The 19,882-nt window shown below is 42.6% G+C and carries 16 protein-coding genes and 1 pseudogene; 6 read left to right on the top strand and 11 right to left on the bottom strand.

Annotated features, from left to right (window positions below):
* Positions 1 to 234, top strand: a 234-nt coding sequence (locus ACT3SX_RS08275; protein WP_444753229.1) for a calcium-binding protein, incomplete at its 5' end; no start/stop codon positions are given.
* Between the two features lie 252 nt (positions 235 to 486).
* Here the strand turns inward: ACT3SX_RS08275 and ACT3SX_RS08280 are convergent.
* On the bottom strand, positions 487 to 1,209 hold the full coding sequence (locus ACT3SX_RS08280) for a Bax inhibitor-1/YccA family protein (protein ID WP_192519512.1): 723 nt from the start codon (positions 1,207 to 1,209) through the stop codon (positions 487 to 489).
* A 300-nt stretch (positions 1,210 to 1,509) separates the two neighbouring features.
* On the opposite strand from ACT3SX_RS08280, the gene ACT3SX_RS08285 reads away from it, so the two are divergent.
* Together ACT3SX_RS08285 and ACT3SX_RS08290 are read left to right on the top strand one after the other, a co-directional pair.
* Entirely contained in the window at positions 1,510 to 2,514 is a 1,005-nt protein-coding gene (locus tag ACT3SX_RS08285; protein WP_192519511.1) for an NAD(+) kinase, read from the top strand.
* A gap of 54 nt (positions 2,515 to 2,568) precedes the next feature.
* On the top strand, positions 2,569 to 2,880 hold the full coding sequence (locus ACT3SX_RS08290; protein WP_192519510.1) for a YeaC family protein: 312 nt from the start codon (positions 2,569 to 2,571) through the stop codon (positions 2,878 to 2,880).
* Positions 2,881 to 2,954: 74 nt separating this feature from the next.
* Here the strand turns inward: ACT3SX_RS08290 and ACT3SX_RS08295 are convergent, their stop codons facing one another.
* The 5 genes and pseudogenes from ACT3SX_RS08295 to ACT3SX_RS08315 all read right to left on the bottom strand — a co-directional run bounded on the left by ACT3SX_RS08295 (position 2,955) and on the right by ACT3SX_RS08315 (position 10,253).
* The gene (locus tag ACT3SX_RS08295) at positions 2,955 to 3,329 is read right to left on the bottom strand and encodes a HopJ type III effector protein (protein WP_225739186.1); all 375 of its coding nucleotides are present in this window, start codon (positions 3,327 to 3,329) and stop codon (positions 2,955 to 2,957) included.
* A gap of 191 nt (positions 3,330 to 3,520) precedes the next feature.
* Positions 3,521 to 3,688 (bottom strand): annotated as a pseudogene (gene csrA / locus ACT3SX_RS08300) (carbon storage regulator CsrA); the annotation flags it as partial.
* A gap of 384 nt (positions 3,689 to 4,072) precedes the next feature.
* Positions 4,073 to 5,359 (bottom strand): aspartate kinase, encoded by a 1,287-nt coding sequence (locus ACT3SX_RS08305; protein ID WP_192519509.1) that lies wholly within the window; start codon positions 5,357 to 5,359, stop codon positions 4,073 to 4,075.
* Positions 5,360 to 5,657: 298 nt separating this feature from the next.
* A complete protein-coding gene (gene alaS / locus ACT3SX_RS08310; protein WP_192519508.1) occupies positions 5,658 to 8,330 on the bottom strand; it encodes an alanine--tRNA ligase in 2,673 nt (890 codons plus the stop codon).
* Positions 8,331 to 8,495: 165 nt separating this feature from the next.
* Positions 8,496 to 10,253: a DUF389 domain-containing protein gene (locus ACT3SX_RS08315; protein WP_192519507.1), complete on the bottom strand. Its 1,758-nt coding sequence runs from the start codon at positions 10,251 to 10,253 to the stop codon at positions 8,496 to 8,498.
* Between the two features lie 290 nt (positions 10,254 to 10,543).
* On the opposite strand from ACT3SX_RS08315, the gene ACT3SX_RS08320 reads away from it, so the two are divergent.
* On the top strand, positions 10,544 to 10,756 hold the full coding sequence (locus ACT3SX_RS08320; RefSeq protein ID WP_192519506.1) for a hypothetical protein: 213 nt from the start codon (positions 10,544 to 10,546) through the stop codon (positions 10,754 to 10,756).
* A 93-nt stretch (positions 10,757 to 10,849) separates the two neighbouring features.
* Here ACT3SX_RS08320 and ACT3SX_RS08325 read toward each other — a convergent pair whose 3' ends face one another.
* The gene (locus tag ACT3SX_RS08325) at positions 10,850 to 12,199 is read right to left on the bottom strand and encodes a L,D-transpeptidase family protein (protein WP_192519505.1); all 1,350 of its coding nucleotides are present in this window, start codon (positions 12,197 to 12,199) and stop codon (positions 10,850 to 10,852) included.
* Positions 12,200 to 12,567: 368 nt separating this feature from the next.
* Between ACT3SX_RS08325 and prmB the strand changes: the two genes are divergently transcribed.
* Together prmB and aroC are read left to right on the top strand one after the other, a co-directional pair.
* Positions 12,568 to 13,743, top strand: a complete 1,176-nt coding sequence (gene prmB / locus ACT3SX_RS08330; RefSeq protein ID WP_192519504.1) for a 50S ribosomal protein L3 N(5)-glutamine methyltransferase — start codon at positions 12,568 to 12,570, stop codon at positions 13,741 to 13,743.
* A gap of 77 nt (positions 13,744 to 13,820) precedes the next feature.
* Positions 13,821 to 14,924 carry a chorismate synthase gene (aroC, locus tag ACT3SX_RS08335; protein WP_192519503.1) on the top strand — a complete coding sequence of 368 codons (1,104 nt, stop codon included), beginning with the start codon at positions 13,821 to 13,823 and terminating at the stop codon, positions 14,922 to 14,924.
* A gap of 140 nt (positions 14,925 to 15,064) precedes the next feature.
* On the opposite strand, the gene ACT3SX_RS08340 is transcribed toward aroC, so the two are convergent.
* The 4 genes from ACT3SX_RS08340 to ACT3SX_RS08355 form a co-directional block, all read right to left on the bottom strand.
* Positions 15,065 to 15,310, bottom strand: a complete 246-nt coding sequence (locus tag ACT3SX_RS08340; protein ID WP_192519502.1) for a hypothetical protein — start codon at positions 15,308 to 15,310, stop codon at positions 15,065 to 15,067.
* A 132-nt stretch (positions 15,311 to 15,442) separates the two neighbouring features.
* Positions 15,443 to 17,230 (bottom strand): two-component system sensor histidine kinase CreC, encoded by a 1,788-nt coding sequence (creC, locus tag ACT3SX_RS08345; protein ID WP_192519501.1) that lies wholly within the window; start codon positions 17,228 to 17,230, stop codon positions 15,443 to 15,445.
* Positions 17,231 to 17,263: 33 nt separating this feature from the next.
* Positions 17,264 to 18,046, bottom strand: coding sequence for a response regulator (locus tag ACT3SX_RS08350; protein ID WP_192519500.1), 783 nt, complete (start codon positions 18,044 to 18,046; stop codon positions 17,264 to 17,266).
* A 386-nt stretch (positions 18,047 to 18,432) separates the two neighbouring features.
* On the bottom strand, positions 18,433 to 19,818 hold the full coding sequence (locus tag ACT3SX_RS08355) for a glycerophosphodiester phosphodiesterase family protein (RefSeq protein WP_225739185.1): 1,386 nt from the start codon (positions 19,816 to 19,818) through the stop codon (positions 18,433 to 18,435).
* Between the last annotated feature and the right edge of the window lie 64 nt (positions 19,819 to 19,882).

The following is a 19,882-nucleotide window of genomic DNA, read 5'->3' on the forward strand; positions in this document are numbered from 1 at the left end:
CAAGCTAAAGATAGTACAAACCTCACAATAGATTTCTTAGATGATGATTCGCTAGTTATACAGAACTGGTTTTCTAATCAAAGTTATCAGTTGGACGAAATAAAATTTGATGATGGAAGAGTTCTTGATAAAGAAAATGTTAATGAAATAATTGCTACGATAGCTACCCACGATGTTTCACAACTCAATCAAGATATTATGAGCTCTGTTATCGAGAGCTCTCTTGTTATATAGCTTTATATTGATATGAGTCTAAATGAAAGAGTCGTGTCGTGAGAGAATGAAATTAAAGGCAGTAGAGCTGTTATTGATTCTACTGCCTATTTTCAAATCAAAAACAATTATTCCCCTTACTTCATTTAATGAGTATATTTTTGCAAATGTCATCGTACTCTTAGCTATAAATCAGAATTTTCTTGAACCCACAAAAAAACCGCCCTTAATCAAAGGCGGTTTTTTAGCTTAGTATCAGACAGAATCTGTAGATTAGTCTTGTAGATAACTTAAGAGGCGCATAAATTCAACGTACATCCATACTAGCGTGGCAAGTATACCAATGCTGAATAACCATTCGTAGTCTTCTGATATACCCATTGCTACACCGCGATCGATATTATCGAAATCCAACAGCAGTGTAAAAGAGGCAATAACGATGACAAACAAGCTAAATCCAATAGCGATTACGCCACCTTCAAATAAGAAAGGTAGGCTTGAACCAAACGCTAAAGAAAGCACCCACTGTGCTACATAAACTAGCATAATAGCGATAACCGCTGAGGTCACGATCGAGCGGAACTTTTCAGTCACCTTGACTAAACCCGAACGATAGAGTCCTAGCATAACGGCTGCGGTGACAAAAGTTGCACACATTGCAGTCACTGGCACGCTTGGGTACATTCTCATAAAAAACAGTGATACACCACCTAGAAATATACCTTCTAGTAGTGCATAAGGTACAGCCAAAGTCTTGGCTTTTTGTGGCTTAAAAGTGATGAAAAGAGCTAGAACGAATGCAGCAATCATGCTACCGAAAGCTGCTCCCATAATAAAACCTTGTGATAGACCTGCCATGAGAGCGTAAAAGAAAAAACCCACACCAGTGATGGCTGATAGCCCAAGTAATAGACTGGTCTTTTGGATTACACCTTTGACCGTCATTGGATTACCGCCGATCGCAAGTTCTGCACGACTGACAATAGGATTGGCCATATATATGTCCTTAATAATAAAATATAAATAATTTAGATAACCGTTACTCTAGCAAAACCGCCATTATTGTCAACTGTGTTTACGTGACAGCCATCAGGGCTAGTAACACTTTGAAGGTGACTATTGAGTTATAATAGAGCGGTCTATATCGCTAAACAAACACGTCTAAGAGTAACGTATAATAGATCTTATATGGGGCCGCTTACGACAGTTAACAACGATAATTTATAAACATGCTAGTCTAAGCGCTATTTTATCGCTATCATTGCTTAGTATTTTACCGTTATACCGAGTCGTTTTATGGAAAACTCAGCGCCGTCCGAAAGATTGCCACACTTACATGAATCAGAGCTGTTCCACGCTATCAAAAACCCTGCTTTTAGGCGTATTGGTTTGATGGGCCGTGCAGGAAAACGCAGTGTCACTCAAAGTTTGGTACAGATTGCTCAAACCATCAATGATATGAATCTCACATTGATTATGGATGTGAAAACAGCCAATTTACCTACTCTGAATCTGACTGAGATTGAAAAAGTCAAAATCGTCAAGCGTAGCTTGATAGGTGAAATTTGTGATTTGGTCATTGTCGTTGGTGGTGATGGCTCGATATTACATGCCGCTGAAGCATTGGCACGTTACCGTGTTCCTGTATTAGGTGTAAACCGTGGTCGGCTTGGGTTTTTGGCAGATGTAAAACCTGATGAGGCTGCCTTTAAGCTACGTCAAGTACTAATGGGTGATTATCAACTTGATCATCGGTTTCTATTGACTATGGAAATACGAGAAGGGCGTAAGATTATCCATGAAGACATGGCGCTCAATGATGTGGTATTACATGCTGGTAAATCAGTACATATGATTGATTTTCAGATGAAAATTGATGGTCAGGATGTATATAGACAGCATAGTGATGGTTTGATAGCGGCAACGCCTACAGGTTCAACAGCCTACGCATTGTCTGGTGGCGGCCCTATTATTCACCCAAGTATGGATGCCATTTGCCTAGTGCCTATGCATCCACATACCTTGTCCAGTCGCCCAATTGTGGTGAGTGGTAATAGTGAGGTGTGTATTCGTATTCACGAAGACAATCGCACTCAGCCGATGGTTAGTGCAGATGGTAAGCCAAGTGTACCACTTGAGCAAGAACAGCGTCTCTATATCCGTAAACATCCTGACAAGCTCACGCTATTGCATCCACCAGGGTTTGATTTTTATGAAGCTTGTCGTACAAAGCTACACTGGAACGTCCATGCCGAAGAGTTCAGTCTGGATGTCGATGATGATATTATGGATGATGAATAAGCGAGAAGTTTATATAAAGAACATAACAAAAAGTAGTAGTGGAGAGTAGTTAAGATGGACAAACAAACGATATTGACAAGTTTGACGCCAGAAGTGGTTGATAAATTTCGTGTGGCAATTGAGTTGGGTAAATGGCCTGATGGTCGAAAATTGACGCCTGAACAGCGCGACACTTGCATGCAAGCAGTGATGGTCTGGGAGCATGAACATCTACAGCCTGCTGAACGTACAGGCTATATTCATAAACCAGTAAAAGAAGATGGTTCTATCGTTGGAGAAGAGTGTGATGTCGAGCATGAGCATCATTACCCAAATATGCCTAATCCTAAAGGTGCGGTGCAACCTGTTAAGTTTCATAATAAATAAGCATCTATTATGGTAAGCCGCAATAAAAAAGCCACGCTATATGTAGCGTGGCTTTTTTATTATCTGATGGGTCATTAAAGTGCAGTAGTATCAACGCTAGGACGTGGTGTCAATGGGTTTTTTTGCATCAAAAAACCTTGCCAACCCCAATGCAAAAAGTTGCGAATATTGGCATGATCGGTACCGTTAGGTGTTGCTTGAACTTTGGCGTAGTGCTCGCCGAATAGTTTTAGCGTATCCAATTGATCAAGACCATGGTGTTTAGCAAAACCAAAAATCTTGGCACTGCCTTCATTTTCACCAGCTGCATTATGGACCATACCATTAACAAAAGGGGCAGGCGCATAGCGATAAAAATCATCAATAAAACTGATGACATCATTGAATCCAATGGCTTTCTTATTCAAACCATTAAGTAGAGCCGATATATCTGATTGGCGAATACTCATAAATAAATGACCTCAGAGCAGATTAAAAAAATACAGTTTTTATATAAAATATCTATATATGATATTTATAAAAACACAATGCTTTCATACGCTCAATGATTAAGCATGACAGCTTAGCGATTAAAGTAATCTTCATCATCAAAAGAAGGCGCAAAATTACCTTGCTCTAGATGCTGCATTTGCGACTGTACAGAGCGCTCATGCTGAATACGTTGATAAATCTCTTCGCGGTGTACGGCAATATCTTTAGGTGCATTTACACCGATACGTACTTGATTACCTTTGACACCTAGGACAGTCACACTGACCTCGTCACCAATCATTAGCGTTTCACCTACACGGCGTGTCAAAATTAACATGCGTCACACTCCTTATGTCGCATTGACAGGTTATTACTCATTATATTACTTCTCAATTGCAGGACATCACCGTCGTACTGAATATGTCGTATGTTGGTATAACGATAATATTTAAACGTTGTACCAATGACGGTAATGATAGGTAGATTCATTTAGCCCAAATGAAAGCCCATTATAGGGGGCATAACAGATACTGTCACGAGTTTTCACAAAACTATTAGTTAACTACTAAGCCTAGCAATAATAAAAATAGGATCTAAAAAGACCCTATTTAATCAAAAATTATTGAATGCTATGAATAACAAATATGTGATAGCTAAATTTATATTTTAATAAAAATGATAGCCCAGCTATACAACTAGGGATCAAGATTATCAGAAACTATTATAACCCAGCGATCTTACTTTCGCCATCTTCACGATCAAGACCAAATGCTGTATGTAATGATTTAACAGCTTTTTCTAAATGTTGATCTTGAATTAGTACTGATACTTTAATTTCGCTGGTCGATATCATTTGGATATTGATGTTGTTTTCAGCAAGTGTCTGGAACATCAGACTAGCAACGCCTGCATGTGAGCGCATGCCAACACCAACCAATGAAACTTTGACAACTTCGCTATTGCCCAAAATTTCTTTGGCACCAATTTCGTCTTTGACTTCGTCATTGAGCACTTTTAGTGTTTTGTCTAAGTCAGTACGATTAACAGTGAAGGTAAAGTCAGTTGTACCATTATCCGAAAGGTTTTGTACGATCATATCGATTTCGATATTGGCACGTCCAATAGGGCTCAAGATAGCAGAGGCAATACCAGGATGATCAGGTACACCGCGCACTACAATTTTTGCTTCGTCTCGGTTGAAAGCGATACCTGAGATGATTGCCTGTTCCATACTGTCTCCTTCGTCTATCGTAATTAGGGTGCCGACATTGTTTTGAAATTCTTGGTCAAAACTACCGTCGTTATTTTCATCAAAGCTAGATAGTACACGCAAAGGTACACCATATTTACCAGCGAATTCTACTGAACGAATCTGTAGAATTTTAGAGCCAAGACTTGCCATTTCTAGCATTTCTTCAAAAGTGATTTTTTCAAGTTTTTTGGCTTTTGAGGTGACACGAGGGTCAGTAGTATAGACACCATCAACATCGGTATAGATTTGACATTCATCAGCACCTAGCGCCGCTGCAATAGCGACACCAGTAGTATCAGAGCCACCTCGACCTAATGTGGTGGCATTGCCTTCTGCATCAATGCCCTGAAAGCCGGCTACGATGACGATGTTTCCAGCATCTAATTGCTCACGTATGTTTTGATCATCGATGCTTTCGATACGGGCTTTATTGTGGGCATTATCCGTTTTAATCGCTACTTGGCGACCTGTGAATGAACGAGCACCAATGCCGAGATCTTTAATCGCCATGGCCAATAAAGAGATAGAAACCTGCTCACCTGTTGAAACCATTTGGTCGTATTCACGGGGATCTGGCTGAGCGCTGATTTGGCGTGCAAGATCAATCAGGCGGTTGGTTTCGCCACTCATAGCAGAAACCACCACAACCACTTGATGACCATTGTCATGCCAGCGTTTGACTCGTTGGGCGACGTTTTTTATGCGGTCGATACTGCCCATCGAGGTACCGCCATATTTCTGTACTATTAACGCCATAAAAATCTACCTATTATTCATTAATGGCCCTTTGTGATCATCAATGAGAGTCAATATGACGCTCAATCAATGCTTGCATAAATAAAGCCGTATTATAAGAGTTGCGCTCTATGCTGTTTATTTACTAGTCGTACTTAGTAGGTAATAGATGAACGATATGCTTAAACGTTGACCTTTATACCATATCTACATCATAACGTTAAGCGTCAGTACGGTTAAGATGTATGGCGATTGGTTATAGCTATTATAACCAATCGACTATATGTGAAATAAAGTAGCAGTATAATCAGATTCGGTATTAGCCAAGCTGAGCTTCAATCCAAGCAGGTAGGGCATTAACAACAGCGTTAGTATCGGCCGATTTTGGTGCGCCCCCCTGTGCATAGTCAGGCTTACCGCCACCTTTACCGCCCAGTTCACTTGCCAAGTGACGAATGATATCACCTGCTTTGATTTTGGTCGTGACAGACTTAGCCACACTGGCTGCTAGTGCAAGCTGATCATCTTTATCGCCAATCAATACAATCACACTATCTGGAAGTTTCGACTTGATGTCATCCATTAGGGTACGGATAGATTTGCCATCGATACCGCTTAATGTACTGATAAGTACTGGCGTATCTGCAATAGTTTGCACGTCATCGAGTAAGTTAGCAGCTTGAGCGCTGGCTATTTTTTGTTGTAAGCGCTCTAGTTGTTTTTCTAGATCACGTTGCTTATCCGCCATGGTGCGTACACGCTGAGCCACATCAGGGCGTTTTACTTTCAGCTGACTGGCAAGCTCGCTCAATTGCTGTTCACCTTGCTGAATATTCTTGATCGCATTCATACCAGTGACGGCTTCAATACGGCGAATACCAGCGGCAATACCTGATTCGCTAGTGATTTTTAGTACGCCAATATCACCAGTGCGCTGTACATGCAGGCCACCGCACAACTCAATAGAGAAGGGCTTGCGTTGACCGTCTACGATGCTGTCTGTACCCATGGTAAGGACACGAACTTCACTACCATACTTTTCACCAAACAGTGCCATCGCGCCTTGATTCATGGCTTCATCAATAGACATGTGCTCGATACGAGTAGGAGTGTTGGCTTGAATTTGTTCATTGACTAAGTGTTCGATACGGCTGATTTCAGCAGGACTAACGGGCTTGTCGTAAGCAAAGTCAAAACGTAGTACGTCGCTTGAGACCAGTGAACCTTTTTGCGATACCGTATCACCCAACACTTCTCTTAGCGCGGCATGCAATAGGTGAGTGGCCGAGTGGTTTTTAGCACTGGCAGCACGAATGCTAGAGAGCACTTGCGCCTCTGCTGTTTGCTTGGTCGTAATCTCACCCATGGTGACCACACCATGATGGATAATTGCTTGACCAGATTTTTTGGTGTCTTGGACTTCAAAGACGCCTGATTCAGTACGAATCTCACCCAATTCACCAACTTGACCACCACCTTCGGCATAGAAGGGTGTACGGTCAAGTACCACAACACCTTCCATTCCTTCTGCTAAGCTGTCAGCTGGGTTGCCATCTTGATAAAGCGCATCAATGGTTACGCCTGTTTCTTCAAGTTGCTCGTAACCAATAAAGCTCGTCGGCGTCTCTACTTGAATAACACTGCTATAATCAACATCGAATTTACCGGCATCGCGTGCGCGTTCACGTTGTGCTTGCATATGCTCATCGAACTCAGCTTCGTCAATCACGATGCCACGCTCACGAGTAATATCAGCGGTCAAATCAAGCGGAAAGCCATAAGTGTCATACAGCTTGAAAGCTGCTTCACCAGATAAGGTATCACCATCTTGTAAGCCTTCAAGTTCAGTGGCAAGCAAGCGCAAACCTTGCGCGAGCGTTTTGGCAAACTGTGCTTCTTCTTTTTGAATAGCGTTTTCGATGATGCTTTGCTTATCTTTTAGCTCAGGGTAGGCTACTGCCATTTCAGCGACTAGCGGCGCAACCATCTTGTAGAAAAACTCACTGTCCGCACCTAGTTTGTTACCATGGCGTACTGCACGGCGAATCACACGGCGTAGTACATAACCACGGCCTTCGTTACTTGGCGTGACACCATCAGCAATTAAAAATGCAACGGCACGAATGTGATCAGCGATCACTTTTAGCGATGACTGCTGCTCATTGGTAATCTCTAAAATCTCAGCTGCTGCATCCATCAAATGGACAAACAAATCTATCTCATAGTTGCCATGAACGCCCTGCATGATAGCACTGATACGCTCGAGCCCCATCCCTGTATCGACACTTGGTGCTGGCAGCGGTAGTAATGTACCGTCCTTTTGACGATTGAACTGCATAAATACACAGTTCCAAATCTCAATAAAGCGGTCGCCATCTTCTTCAGGTGTGCCAGGTAAGCCGCCTTCAACATCGGCACCATGGTCATAAAAAACTTCAGTACAAGGACCACAAGGACCGGTGTCACCCATCGTCCAAAAATTGTCTGACGCGTAAGGCGCACCCTTATTATCACCAATACGAATGATGCGTTCACTTGGAATGCCGATGTTTTTATTCCAGATATCAAAGGCTTCGTCATCAGTTTCATAAATAGTGACATATAAACGGTCTTTATCGATCGCTAGCCATTCATCTGAAGTCAGAAACTCCCAGATGTATTCGATGCCCGCTTGCTTGAAATAATCACCAAACGAGAAGTTACCAAGCATTTCAAAAAAAGTATGATGACGCGCGGTGTAGCCAACATTGTCTAAATCGTTGTGCTTGCCGCCTGCACGCACACATTTTTGCGAGGTCACAGCACGTGTATAGTCACGTGGTTCCATACCCAAAAAAGTTTCTTTAAACTGATTCATACCGGCATTAGTAAATAGTAATGTCGGGTCGTTGTGTGGAATCAGACTAGATGATGAAACTTGGGTGTGCTGCTTGCTTATAAAAAAATCGATAAAGGCTTGGCGAATATCGGCTGAGCGAAATGGCTGGCTCACAGCGGCTCCTTACTGACGGATAGAGTTGGATAGGTGAAAAAATAATTTTGCAAGCGATTTTAGCACAAACCTCCAAGCTCTTGGTACAAGAGTTACAACTGCAGGGTTATTATGTACATTTAGCCATTTATAGCTCAGTTAAATAGCTATTGATTAGGACATGCCCTAATTGGCTAAAATCGCTGCATCGGTTTCATCTAACTTATCTTTTACCAGTGGATTGGACTCTATGACTTGTACTGGGAAGTAGCGCAGCTGTAGTTTAATGGGTAAATAGTTAGGGAAACTGTTGGCCATATCTTGAGCAATAATAGACTCAATCTGACGTACATCGTATGAGCTAGGTGTTGTCTCACCACGGATGACTGCTCGTACCACTTGATGTTCATCTACGGTATCAAATTGTGTATTGGTCAGCACATTACCTTTATCAATAAAGTAGCTATTAATAGACTCTTTTACACCACTCTCAAACTTCTGCTGTTTAGCATTGCTCTGTAAGTTGATTGACAAGTAAGTGCCCAATACGCCTAACAATATTAACGTCACGGCATTGCGCCGCAAAAAAGTTAAGTAGGTGTTGGATTTGTAGTCATCATCAACCAAACGACGAAATCCTAAAACCCATAAGACAAGCGCATTGGTAAATTGAATGGCAATAATGTTGGTGATTGCTAGTAGAAAAGCACCAAGCCCGAGCTGTACTTCACCGTTAGCAAATAAAATACCACTAGCTGCAAGCGGCGGTACCAATGCTGTGGCAACAGCTACGCCCACAACGGCAACCGAGAGGTGCGGTGATACCATCGCATAGGCACCTGCAGTACCACCCGCTAGAGCAATCATTAAATCCATGGATGTTGGCTGAGTACGCGACAGTATCTCTGTCGTCAAAGGCTGATCTTTGTGTAACCATCCTACGATAAAGCCGACGAATACGACTAACGATACACCTATTAGCATAGTGATAAGTGACCTACGCAGTAGCGGCATACGATGATCAATAATGGCCAATGCTACGCCAGTAATTGGGCCTAGCATCATAGCAACGAGCATGGCTCCAATGACGACAGCTGCCGAGTTGGTCACCAGTCCATAACTGGCAATAATGGCTGAAAGTATATTCATAATGAAATACATTCGGCTGGGCAGTGCATTGGCTTCAATTCTGACTCGTACTTCGGGGTAGTCTACTTTTTGATTACTAAATTGCTCAGCGACAAATTGCTTATAAGACTCAAGTTTGGCTTCTTTTTCTTCTTTGACCTCTTCTTCCTGTTCGCTACTCTCGTTTTCTTGATCCAGATCATCTTCTACTGTTTCTTTTTTTTGACTCTCTTCAATCTTGTTTTCTGACGTGTTTGTGTTTACATTACGATCAGAAAATGGCGTTGTGGCTGCTACTGAGTCATTAGGTTGTGTATCGGTGGTACCTTGGCCTTCTTCTAAATGATGGATATTTTCTGTTTTAGCAGTTATTTTAGCATCTGCCTCATCGTGAGAGGTTTGCTCATTTGACTTGGTGCTTTCTAAGTTTTCGGTAGTTCCTGAGGTTTTGGTAGTTTCTGAGGTGTTGCTTGTATTATCGGTCTCATGTGGTGATTTAAGGTCTGTACTGTCAGTAGATGTTTGAGTTTCAAGATCAGATGTCTCTGATTCAGGTGTAGTGTTGTCAGAGGGCTCTAAAGACGCCACGGCTACATCCTCGCTGAGTGATTCTATGACAACTTTGGATTCAGGTGGCTGGGCACCTGACACATCTTCGCCGAATTCATTCTCATCCTCATCAAGGTTTTCGGAATGATTTAAGTTAGGCTCTGCAGCATTAACCGAGACATTTTGTTCATTTGGCGTATGAGTATCGTCTAGTGTTTCCTCTGAGATGACAGAGTCGTTAATGGGGTCTTTTTCAGAAGGTGTCATGGCAGGTAGCTTTCTAAAGAATAAAAGAAAGTTATTATTGTAATGATAAACAGATAAAGATGTATGAGTTTTTTGTGGCTGAGGATATATATTGCTTGTGGAGCGGTAACCACTGCATAAGTGGTTTTTGCTAGCTTAGCAGCACTAAAAATTAAAACCTTAATAATAGCATGGGTTTATTTTTTATTCATCTTTTATGGCTGCTATCTAGGGTCATATTAAATACTTACTTTTAATATGGGATTAATGTATAAATGTATTATATCCACAATAAAAGTAAGGAATATCTTATGAACTGGCCATTATTTTCTGTCATCTATTCAATGGCAGCCACGGTAACTGTCGGTATGTTTATGATTGGCGCTTTAGTAACGGGTTTTAATGAAATACATCATATTCAAATAGCCGTTGCCATTGGGATTGTGTTTTCTATCCCAGCAGGGTTATTTTTTACCAAAAAAATTAGTAGTATTACTGGAAATGAAGAAGGTTATGAAGCGTAAGAAAGCTTGCGCCTGTTCAACATGACTTTGTATTTAGACATAAAAAAGACCTCGATATATATCAAGGTCTTTTTTGGTAATTACGGTGGAAAACTATTTGAGCTCGACAGTGGCTCCGTTTTCAACATTGGCATAAACCTCTAGTACATCCCAGTTGGTCAAACGAACACAACCTGCTGAGCCTTGGCGGCTGATGCCCTCAGGTACTGGTGAACCATGCAAACCATAAGAAGGTTTAGACAGTCCCATCCATACGACGCCTACTGGGTTATTTGGTCCTGGTGCAATCATATGAACTTTCTTTTGGGCACCTTTACCGACAGTAGATTTATACCAAGGCATTTTTACCTTATTGATGATTTTAAACGTACCTTTTGGTGACGGTGTAGCATCACTACCAACGGTGGTCGGATAGGTAGCGACCAGCTTATCACCGTTATAGGCATACAGTGTTTTGTCTGCCTTATTGGCAACGATACGGTTGATGCGTTGGTTTAGCTCGCCACGAGTGTTCAGTACGGTAATGGTTTCACCAACTTTATACGTTTTGTTTTTATTGAGCTTATCTAAGTAGCGCACATCCATGTGGAAACGTTCGCCGAGCATCTCTTTGATGTCTTGATAATACAACCCTTTCATTTTTGACTTGGCTTCTGAGCCAGAAGGGGTGGTTGCAAAGTTTGTATTAAGATCTTCTTGCGTCAAGGTATAAGTAACCAATACAGGTTTGTTGGCTGGAATGTCTTTAATCAAGGCATTCCATGTTTTTTGATCCATTTTGCCAGTTGCTGACAAACCTTTCATCTTCTGAAAATTGGTAAGGGCTTTCTTACTATTCATACCCCAGCCACCATCGATAGGACCAGGAGATGCATGGTTCCAGTCGAGTAACGCCTGCATCTTAATCGTCATGGCTGAGTTGACTTTCATATTCGGCGACCAAACTGACTCATTGACTTGTTTGGCATAGTTTGACAAGTTAAGCGTGGTGTATCTCTTACCATTCTTACTTTCGATATTTTTGATGGTTGGATCGTTGCTAAAATCTTGACGTTTTTCACTCTCAGGTAATTCGAAAGAGAGTGGGTCAGATGAATCGATCGATGATATATCGCTAGGCGCTGCAACAGCTTGACCTTCGGTAATATCGTCATTACGATCAGCTTGTTCATCTTTACGTGTCAGCTCTACAGCACTCATATTATCTGCAGCGGCTGATTCTGTGTCTTTTTTTGAATCGATTAATTGCGTCATACTATCAGCTGACGAACCGCTACCTAGTGAGTTGCTACGATTTTCTTGCACATCGAGGCTAACTTTTTTGGCGAGTGAGTCGGCTGTACGTACTGGCAATGTGCGAGTACTGTCAGTAGTGGCGGCAATCGCACTAGCGCTCACAATAGCGATAGATAGCGCGGTAACAATAGGTTTTATTTTCATCATGTTAAATCACTTGTAGTTTGTGCTAATGCAGCTATTATGCGCAAACTTTAGATGCTTCGCAAACTTTAGACACATCTTTTTTCACTTAATGCTTGCTAAACGTCAACTGCTGACGTATTCACTACAGTTGGGTAATATCTTAACGAGAGTATATACAGCTCAAGACCCAATTACCTTATAAAGGTTTGTTATCTTTCGCATTATTTCTATAGGCACAAAAGCGCAAGTGTTGGCGCTGCCTAGCGTTTATGTCTATAATATAAGACTAGGTTTACATTCACACGCCTAGTGAATAAATCGATTTTTAACAGCAAGCAATTTAACTCACCCACATGTAGTCAACGACCATGTAATCAGCAAGGTATGATATGTCAGAAGACCAAACAATGAGCGCAGAAGAGTTTCAAAATCAGTACTTCAATGACAATGAATCTGAAGGTTCAGAAGATAATATGTCATTCGATTTAGAAACTGGACTCTTAGGTGAAGACGATCAGTTTGCTAATTTACACGCCGAGTTAGAAGAAGCGCGTGAGCAGCTCGTTAGTATTCGTGATTTCATCCGTTTTTCTGTGACTCAGTTGCGTAATTACGATGTGGTCGTTGCACAAGGCACGACAGATGAGTTCGCTGAGGCCTCTGCGATTGTATTACATTCCTTATCGCTAGACTGGTCTGCAAATGAGCAAATTCTTGATTGTCGTTTGACCACATCAGAAAAACAGCTGGTGCTTAGTCTGTTAGAAGAGCGTATCGCAGAGCGTAAGCCACTCAGTTACTTGATTAACTTATCCTATTTCTGCGATTTGCCTTTCTATGTGGATGAGCGTGTGTTGATTCCGCGCTCACCGATAGCAGAACTGATACGTCAGCAGTTTCATCCTTACTTTGAGGTGACTGAGTTGGCTAAGCCGTTAGGGAGCAATCCTAATGAGCAAGGCGCAGTGTTTTATGATCATGGTTTAGACGTAAAGCAACTGTCGCAGCCTGAGCGTGTTTTGGATATGTGTACAGGTTCTGGCTGTATTGCTATTGCCCTTGCGACTCGCTTCGTCGATGCCTTAGTGGATGCTGTTGATATCGATAAAGGCGCGCTCGAAGTGGCCATGGTCAATGTCGACCACCATGATCTTGGTCATCAAGTCAATGTGATTGAGTCAGATTTGTTTGCTAAGATTCCGACTGAAAACCAATATGAGCTTATTGTGACCAATCCGCCGTATGTTGATGCAGCGATTATGGCTGATTTGCCACCTGAGTTTTTATATGAGCCTGAGCATGCGCTAGCAGCGGGTCAAGATGGCTTAGATTTGGTACATCGTATCTTGTTTGAAGCACCAGATTATCTAAGCCCAGACGGCTTGCTTATCTGTGAAGTGGGCGATAGCGAATGGGCATTAAAGCAAGCCTATCCTGAAATTCAGTTTGACTGGCTCAAGTTTGCTCATGGCGGTCATGGTGTCTTTGCGATTACTTATGATGAGCTTGTGTCACATCGTCAGCTATTTGCCGCTTATGTTCAGCTCTTAGACAGCATTCAATAGTTCAATATAAGCAATATCAAAATCACAATCGGTTGGTTAAATAGTCATCAGTAGCGTTTACTGGTTTAAGGATAGTTATGGCAGGCAATAGTATTGGGCAGGTTTTTACGGTTACCACGTGCGGTGAATCGCATGGTTCAGGTCTTATGGCAATCGTTGATGGCGTACCACCAGGATTGATATTATCTGCAGATGATTTGCAGATAGATTTGGATCGCCGTAAGCCGGGGACGTCCAAGTATTCTACCCAGCGCCGTGAGTCTGATGAAGTGGAAATTATCTCTGGTGTGTTTGAAGGTAAAACGACGGGCACATCGATTGGTTTATTGATTCGAAACACCAATCAAAAATCAAAAGACTATAGCGAGATTAAAGATACTTTTCGTCCGGGTCATGCCGATTACACTTATAGTATGAAGTATGGTTTTCGTGATTATCGCGGCGGTGGTCGTTCATCAGCACGCGAAACAGCGATGCGAGTCGCGGCTGGTGCGATTGCCAAAAAATACTTACAAGACCGACTGGGTGTGCAAGTTCGTGGGCATGTGACGCAGATTGGCAATGAATATAGTAAGGTAACAGACGCGAGTCAAATTGATTGGAACTTTGTGAATAGCAATCCGTTTTTTTGTGCTGACAAAGAAGCCGTGAGCCGTTTTGAAACCTTGATAGACAGCCTGCGCCGTGAAGGTACCAGCTGCGGCGCGCGTCTGGAAGTTATCGCCAGCGGTGTGCCAGTGGGGCTCGGTGAGCCAGTGTTTGATCGCTTGGATGCTGATATTGCCCATGCCATGATGAGTATCAATGCTGTTAAAGGTGTTGAGGTTGGTGATGGTATGGCGGTGGCTGGACAGTTCGGTCATAGCGCCCGAGACGAGCTGACACCAGACGGTTTCACTGCCAATCATGCTGGCGGTATATTAGGCGGTATCTCATCAGGGCAAGACATTCGTGTCAGTATCGCCCTCAAGCCAACTTCTAGCATTACCACGGCTGGCAAGAGTATCAATACGCAAGGTGAGTCAATCGATATGCTGACCAAAGGTCGTCATGATCCGTGTGTTGGTGTGCGTGCCACGCCTATCGCAGAAGCCATGCTAGCGATTGTGTTGCTCGATCATTACCTACGTCACCGCGGTCAAAATGCTGATGTCGAGCAGCCAGTTGAATCGATTACATAGTCTTCATATCAATACCAATACCAGTATTTTGATCGTAAAGTAACTGATAAAGCCCTATGTTTGCGCTCATTAGAAATAATTAGAGCGAACATAGGGCTTTTTTGTGGATGATTAAAAGGTCGGGCGCAGTGAGTAAATGCTTAGGCCGCTATTTGATAAGCATCAACTGCCACACAGCGTTGATGGCGAAATACCAATAATAGCTGCTGACTAGGGATGGCGAGCCAATGCCCAAATTCAATACTATTGATGCCTTGATTGGATAAAGCCTGTGCACAATGATGACGGCTATGACCCAGTAGGCTCTCAATCAAATCGTTCTCAATCAAACGGCTTTCAATAAGCTGGTTTTTGATTAGTAGGTTTTCAATAGATGATGGTTGCATAGGTTTTCTACCTTTAATGGTGATTACGAATTTGAATAACGCTATCGTAAGACAAACAGATAGAAAACCTGTGCAGGAGTGATGGAAAATGTATGAACTGTCGTTAAAGTACAGGACGCGTGGGTCTGTATTTTATGCTTTCGCCAAAGGTAAGGTAATACTTACCATTACGCCAGAATGCGGGTGTTTAGTAGCATTGCCCTCGTCATTTTTAGCGTCTTCATTACTATTAATATTGTTAATCGAGACCTGACCTCCATGATGTTCAATAACTTGTTTTACTAAGGTCAAACCAAGGCCAGTGCCTTTTTTAAGAGTATTACTCGTTGCATGCGGCTGTGCCTGTGCCTGCGGGGTCGCTACTTTGGAGGACTCGTCTGAATGCATGGCAGATTGGCTTTGATGCGAGAGGCTAAAATAACGGTCAAATGCTTTATCAACCGCATAATCAGGTAGTAACTTACCATCGTTAAAAATATCAATGTTTAGGGTATGTACATGACTATACAGCCGAATAGTGACTGTGTTTTTGGCGAAATAAATGGCGTTGTCCAATATATTCTGCAATACCTGCACCAACCAAAATTGATCTGCAAATACGTGGGTGTTTGCTAATGATTCTGGTGATAAGTCGGTTTTATCAGTCAATAATATATCATTAACATAGATATCGATCGGCGGTAGTTGTTGCTGTTGTAACTTAGCGGCATTGTCTTTTTTGAGCGTTTGTAACACAGGTAATAGAGGCGTTAATTGCCGATTTAGCTTAAAACTGGGTTGCTCAACTTTGGCAAGCAAGAGTAGTCGATCAATTAATTTCTGCATTTTGATGCTTTGTTCGCCAATGGTTTCGATGAGCATCTGCCGGTCTGTATTATCAAGCAGACTATTATCAACTCCGTCATCTTCTAATAGTTCGCCACTGGCACGAATGGCCGTTAAGGGGCTTTTAAGCTCATGGGTGAGGGTATGGACGTAGTCAGTGACATACGCTCGGTTTTCTAGTCGGTGTTTCATCGATTCAATGGTATCTGTGAGGCTGTTGAGCTCATGACCTAAATAAAAATAGGGCTTTTTGGTGTCTTCAGCCAGTGCACCTGTATACTGAGTCACGAGTGTGATGCTTTGCTTGAGCCACCAGGCCACCAGCCCTGCCAAAATAAGAGCAGCAATACTCATAAACAGCGCGGTAACGAGCATGCGATTGCGCGTGTCATCCAAATATGGCAATACGCTAGCGACAGGCTTACCGACACTGACAATGCCAATTAGGTTGTCAGCTTCATCTTTTATCGGCTGTGCCACATACATAATCGTACCATCGCGCTGATAACGATCTTGTGTCGTGCTTCTTGCACCATATTGACCTTTTAGGGTCAGGTATACATCGTTCCAGCGGCTGTAATCTTGTCCTTCGTCATTATTAGGCTCAGGTAAAGAGTCATATATAACCATGCCTGTCTGGTCCGTTACATATATCCGAAAGCTACTATGGTTTTTACTTTTATACTTTGGCTCTCTGATTTTACTCGTTACTGGCGTGCCAATAAATACAGTATCAAGCCTTTCCTGATAGTCCTCGTCATACAGCTGTCCTGAAGCTAATGGCACCTGTAGACTTGCTGCAAGTAGTTTGCTGGTATCTAACAAGGTATCTTCGATGACTTGCTGCGCTGTTGGTTTGACATAACCAAACAGTTGCGTAAACGCGGCCACACCGCAAATGCTCAGTACTAAGGCAACGGCCAACCATATTCTAAAAAATATACTTAAATTCAGCAGTTTTTTTGGCTCAGTTGTTTGCTGTACCGTGCCGATGGGATGTAGCTTTGCATACCAATTGCTTTGGCTGGCATGAGTATGATGAGTAGAGCGGTTTTTCGCGCTATCATCATCAATTTTATTTGTTTTATGACTCATATGGTTATCAGTACAGTTGGTAGTTATAGAGCGCTAAGCAGGGCACAACGCATAACCTAGCCCGCGATGTGTATGAATCACATCAGTGCTAGCATCGACAGTCGCCAATTGCTTACGAATCGCCTTAATATGACTGTCTATCGTTCGAGCCAGACGATGATCAGGATAATCACTGACGGCATTTAGCAACTGCTCGCGACTGAATACCTGATTGGGTGCTTGTAATAAGGTCAATAAGATTTTGCGCTCGGTATTACTCAGCTCAAGCTTTTGCTCTTGCCACATTAACGAGTAATTGAGCGGTTGATAGTGCCAAACACCAGATTGACACTCAAAGGTTAACGCTTGACCCGACATATTATGGGTAGCGTTGTCGTTTGCGATATCTTCTGTTGATGGGGCCTGCATGGCTGACTGTTGAGACAGCAATTGCTCACGCCGCCAAATGGCTTTTAGGCGTGCGACCAACTCTCGTGGACTAAAGGGTTTGGCGCAGTAATCATCGCCGCCCATCTCTAACCCTAAGATGCGATCCACCTCATCACTACGAGCGGTCAAAAATACGATTGGTAGATCTTTTAAATCGTCTATATCAGAGGTATGACGTATTTGCTGACATAGGCTTAAACCATCGCCATCAGGCAATCCCACGTCCAAGATAATGGCCGATAGCGTTTTTGCCTCTTCGCTGTGTAACATCGGTAGTACACTGCTGGCATTGTCTAGCCAAGTAATCTGCCAACCCTCTCGCTTGCAGGTGACTTTGAGCGACATCGCGATAGCGGGATCATCTTCTACCAATAAAATATGAGTCATGACGGTATACTTATTTAATAAAAATGTGTAAAAAGTGGCGTATTTGACGCGGCGGTTGGTTCATTAATTCATTAATCAAGCACCTCAATTCATCAATCAACCATCATCGCACAAATATTGTCAGTGCCGACTCTGTTGAATATAGTTTGTATGTAGGCGTTATAAAAGGGCCCTAAAGTTGTTGAGATTATCCTAGCACAAAAGTCCCAAGGCATTCTGATAATGCTTATCAAAAGCCATGGAAAGTTTATGGAAAAATAAGCGTTTGATTGCCTTTGTGGTATAAAAAAGGTCAACCAAGTGGCGACTTGGTTGACCTTGCCAGTAATAAACAGAGATGATTTGAGCTTAATCAACCGATCTCGATAGAAAGAGTTAAGCCGTTATTAGCTCAAGCCCTTACAGTTTGCATAGTAGGTAACGGTTGCAGGCCAGTCAGAAAAAATACCTTTTACCCCAACGTCTTGTGCCAGTACATCGATATACGTCATCATATCACCATCGTTATTAATTGCCTTATCCAAATCATTATAATACCAACCGCCGCCTGTCGCTAAAGGCTCTGAGCGCTCTAGTGACCAAGTGATGATATCCAAATTAAGCGCTTTGGCTTGTTTGGCATAAGCGGACGGTATCATTTTACCTGTCGCGTCAGTGGTGACCAATATCCAAGGTGGCGGTGCGATGGTTTTAATACCACGCGCTTTGATATTAGTGAGAGAGTGTTTCCATGTAGTGGGGTCATTGTTATCAAAGGTTTTGCCAGTTGCGGTCTCATTGCTATCGTCGATTAGGTAAATGGCATTCGCACCAAAATCAGGCTCATGTTTAATCCAGTAATCGACATCTTCAATATTAAACGACTGAGCAAACACGTCACTGGCAGCCACGCCTGCGTCTTTGTAAGTGTCAATCAACTGCTGACGATAAGCATCTACGCTATAGCCGTTAAATGGCATGGTAACTGCTGGTGATTTTAGCTCTGGCGTGTGTTTCATACCGAGGCTTTGGGCAAGCTGAATATGTTCTTTTAATGTGAGCACTTGACCATTCTGTGAATATAAATCGGTTCGCCATGCAGCCGTTGCATTCATATAGTCGTTTAGGTTAGTGGCGGTTTTATCTGCGGCATCCATTTTCCCTGTCAGGGTCTTAAATTCATTGACACTAATGTCTGAGGTGCGGCATTCAATACTGTCGGCATTGGTCAGTACACCATTGGCATCTATGATAGGTGGTACGGTGCACTGTTTGGCGAGTGGGGTAGCAAGGATATTGGTAGTGGTATGCAGATCGTCTTGTGCGTGGCGACAGACCAGCTCGCCATCGTTGGTAAAAGCCACATCGCATTCTAATATGCCAGCGCCCATTTGCGCTGAGGCGAGGTAGCTGTCATAAGTGTGTTCTGGTAGCTGTAAAGGTGCGCCGCGATGGGCAATAGAAAAGTCGGTTTTGCTAGGCGTTTGCGCACTACAAGACATCAGCTCGTCTTTTAATGGTCCTGCGTCCATATCGTTGACCAAATAAAAGGGCCGCACACCATAAGTATAAGCTTGAGGCTTAGCTGGCAAGGTTTTGGGTGACTGTTTTAGTGAGGGTTTAATAGTTTGATGGGACGTTTGAGTCAACGTGGTAGTGCGTATATCATCTGCGGCCATTGATAGCGTAGAAGCGGCAGTCAATGCCATGATCATATTAATTTGTTTGAATGCTTTAAAGGATGGATTTTTTATTTGATTCAGCCTAGCCACTGAATTATCTGACATTGTCATGTAAACTGTCCCTACAAAAAGTTAAAAAAATGGTGGTGTTCTAAAAAGTATGCTGGCATCAGAC

It is taken from the genome of Psychrobacter sp. AOP31-B2-9 (assembly GCF_052378005.1).
In the GTDB taxonomy this organism is placed as follows: domain Bacteria; phylum Pseudomonadota; class Gammaproteobacteria; order Pseudomonadales; family Moraxellaceae; genus Psychrobacter.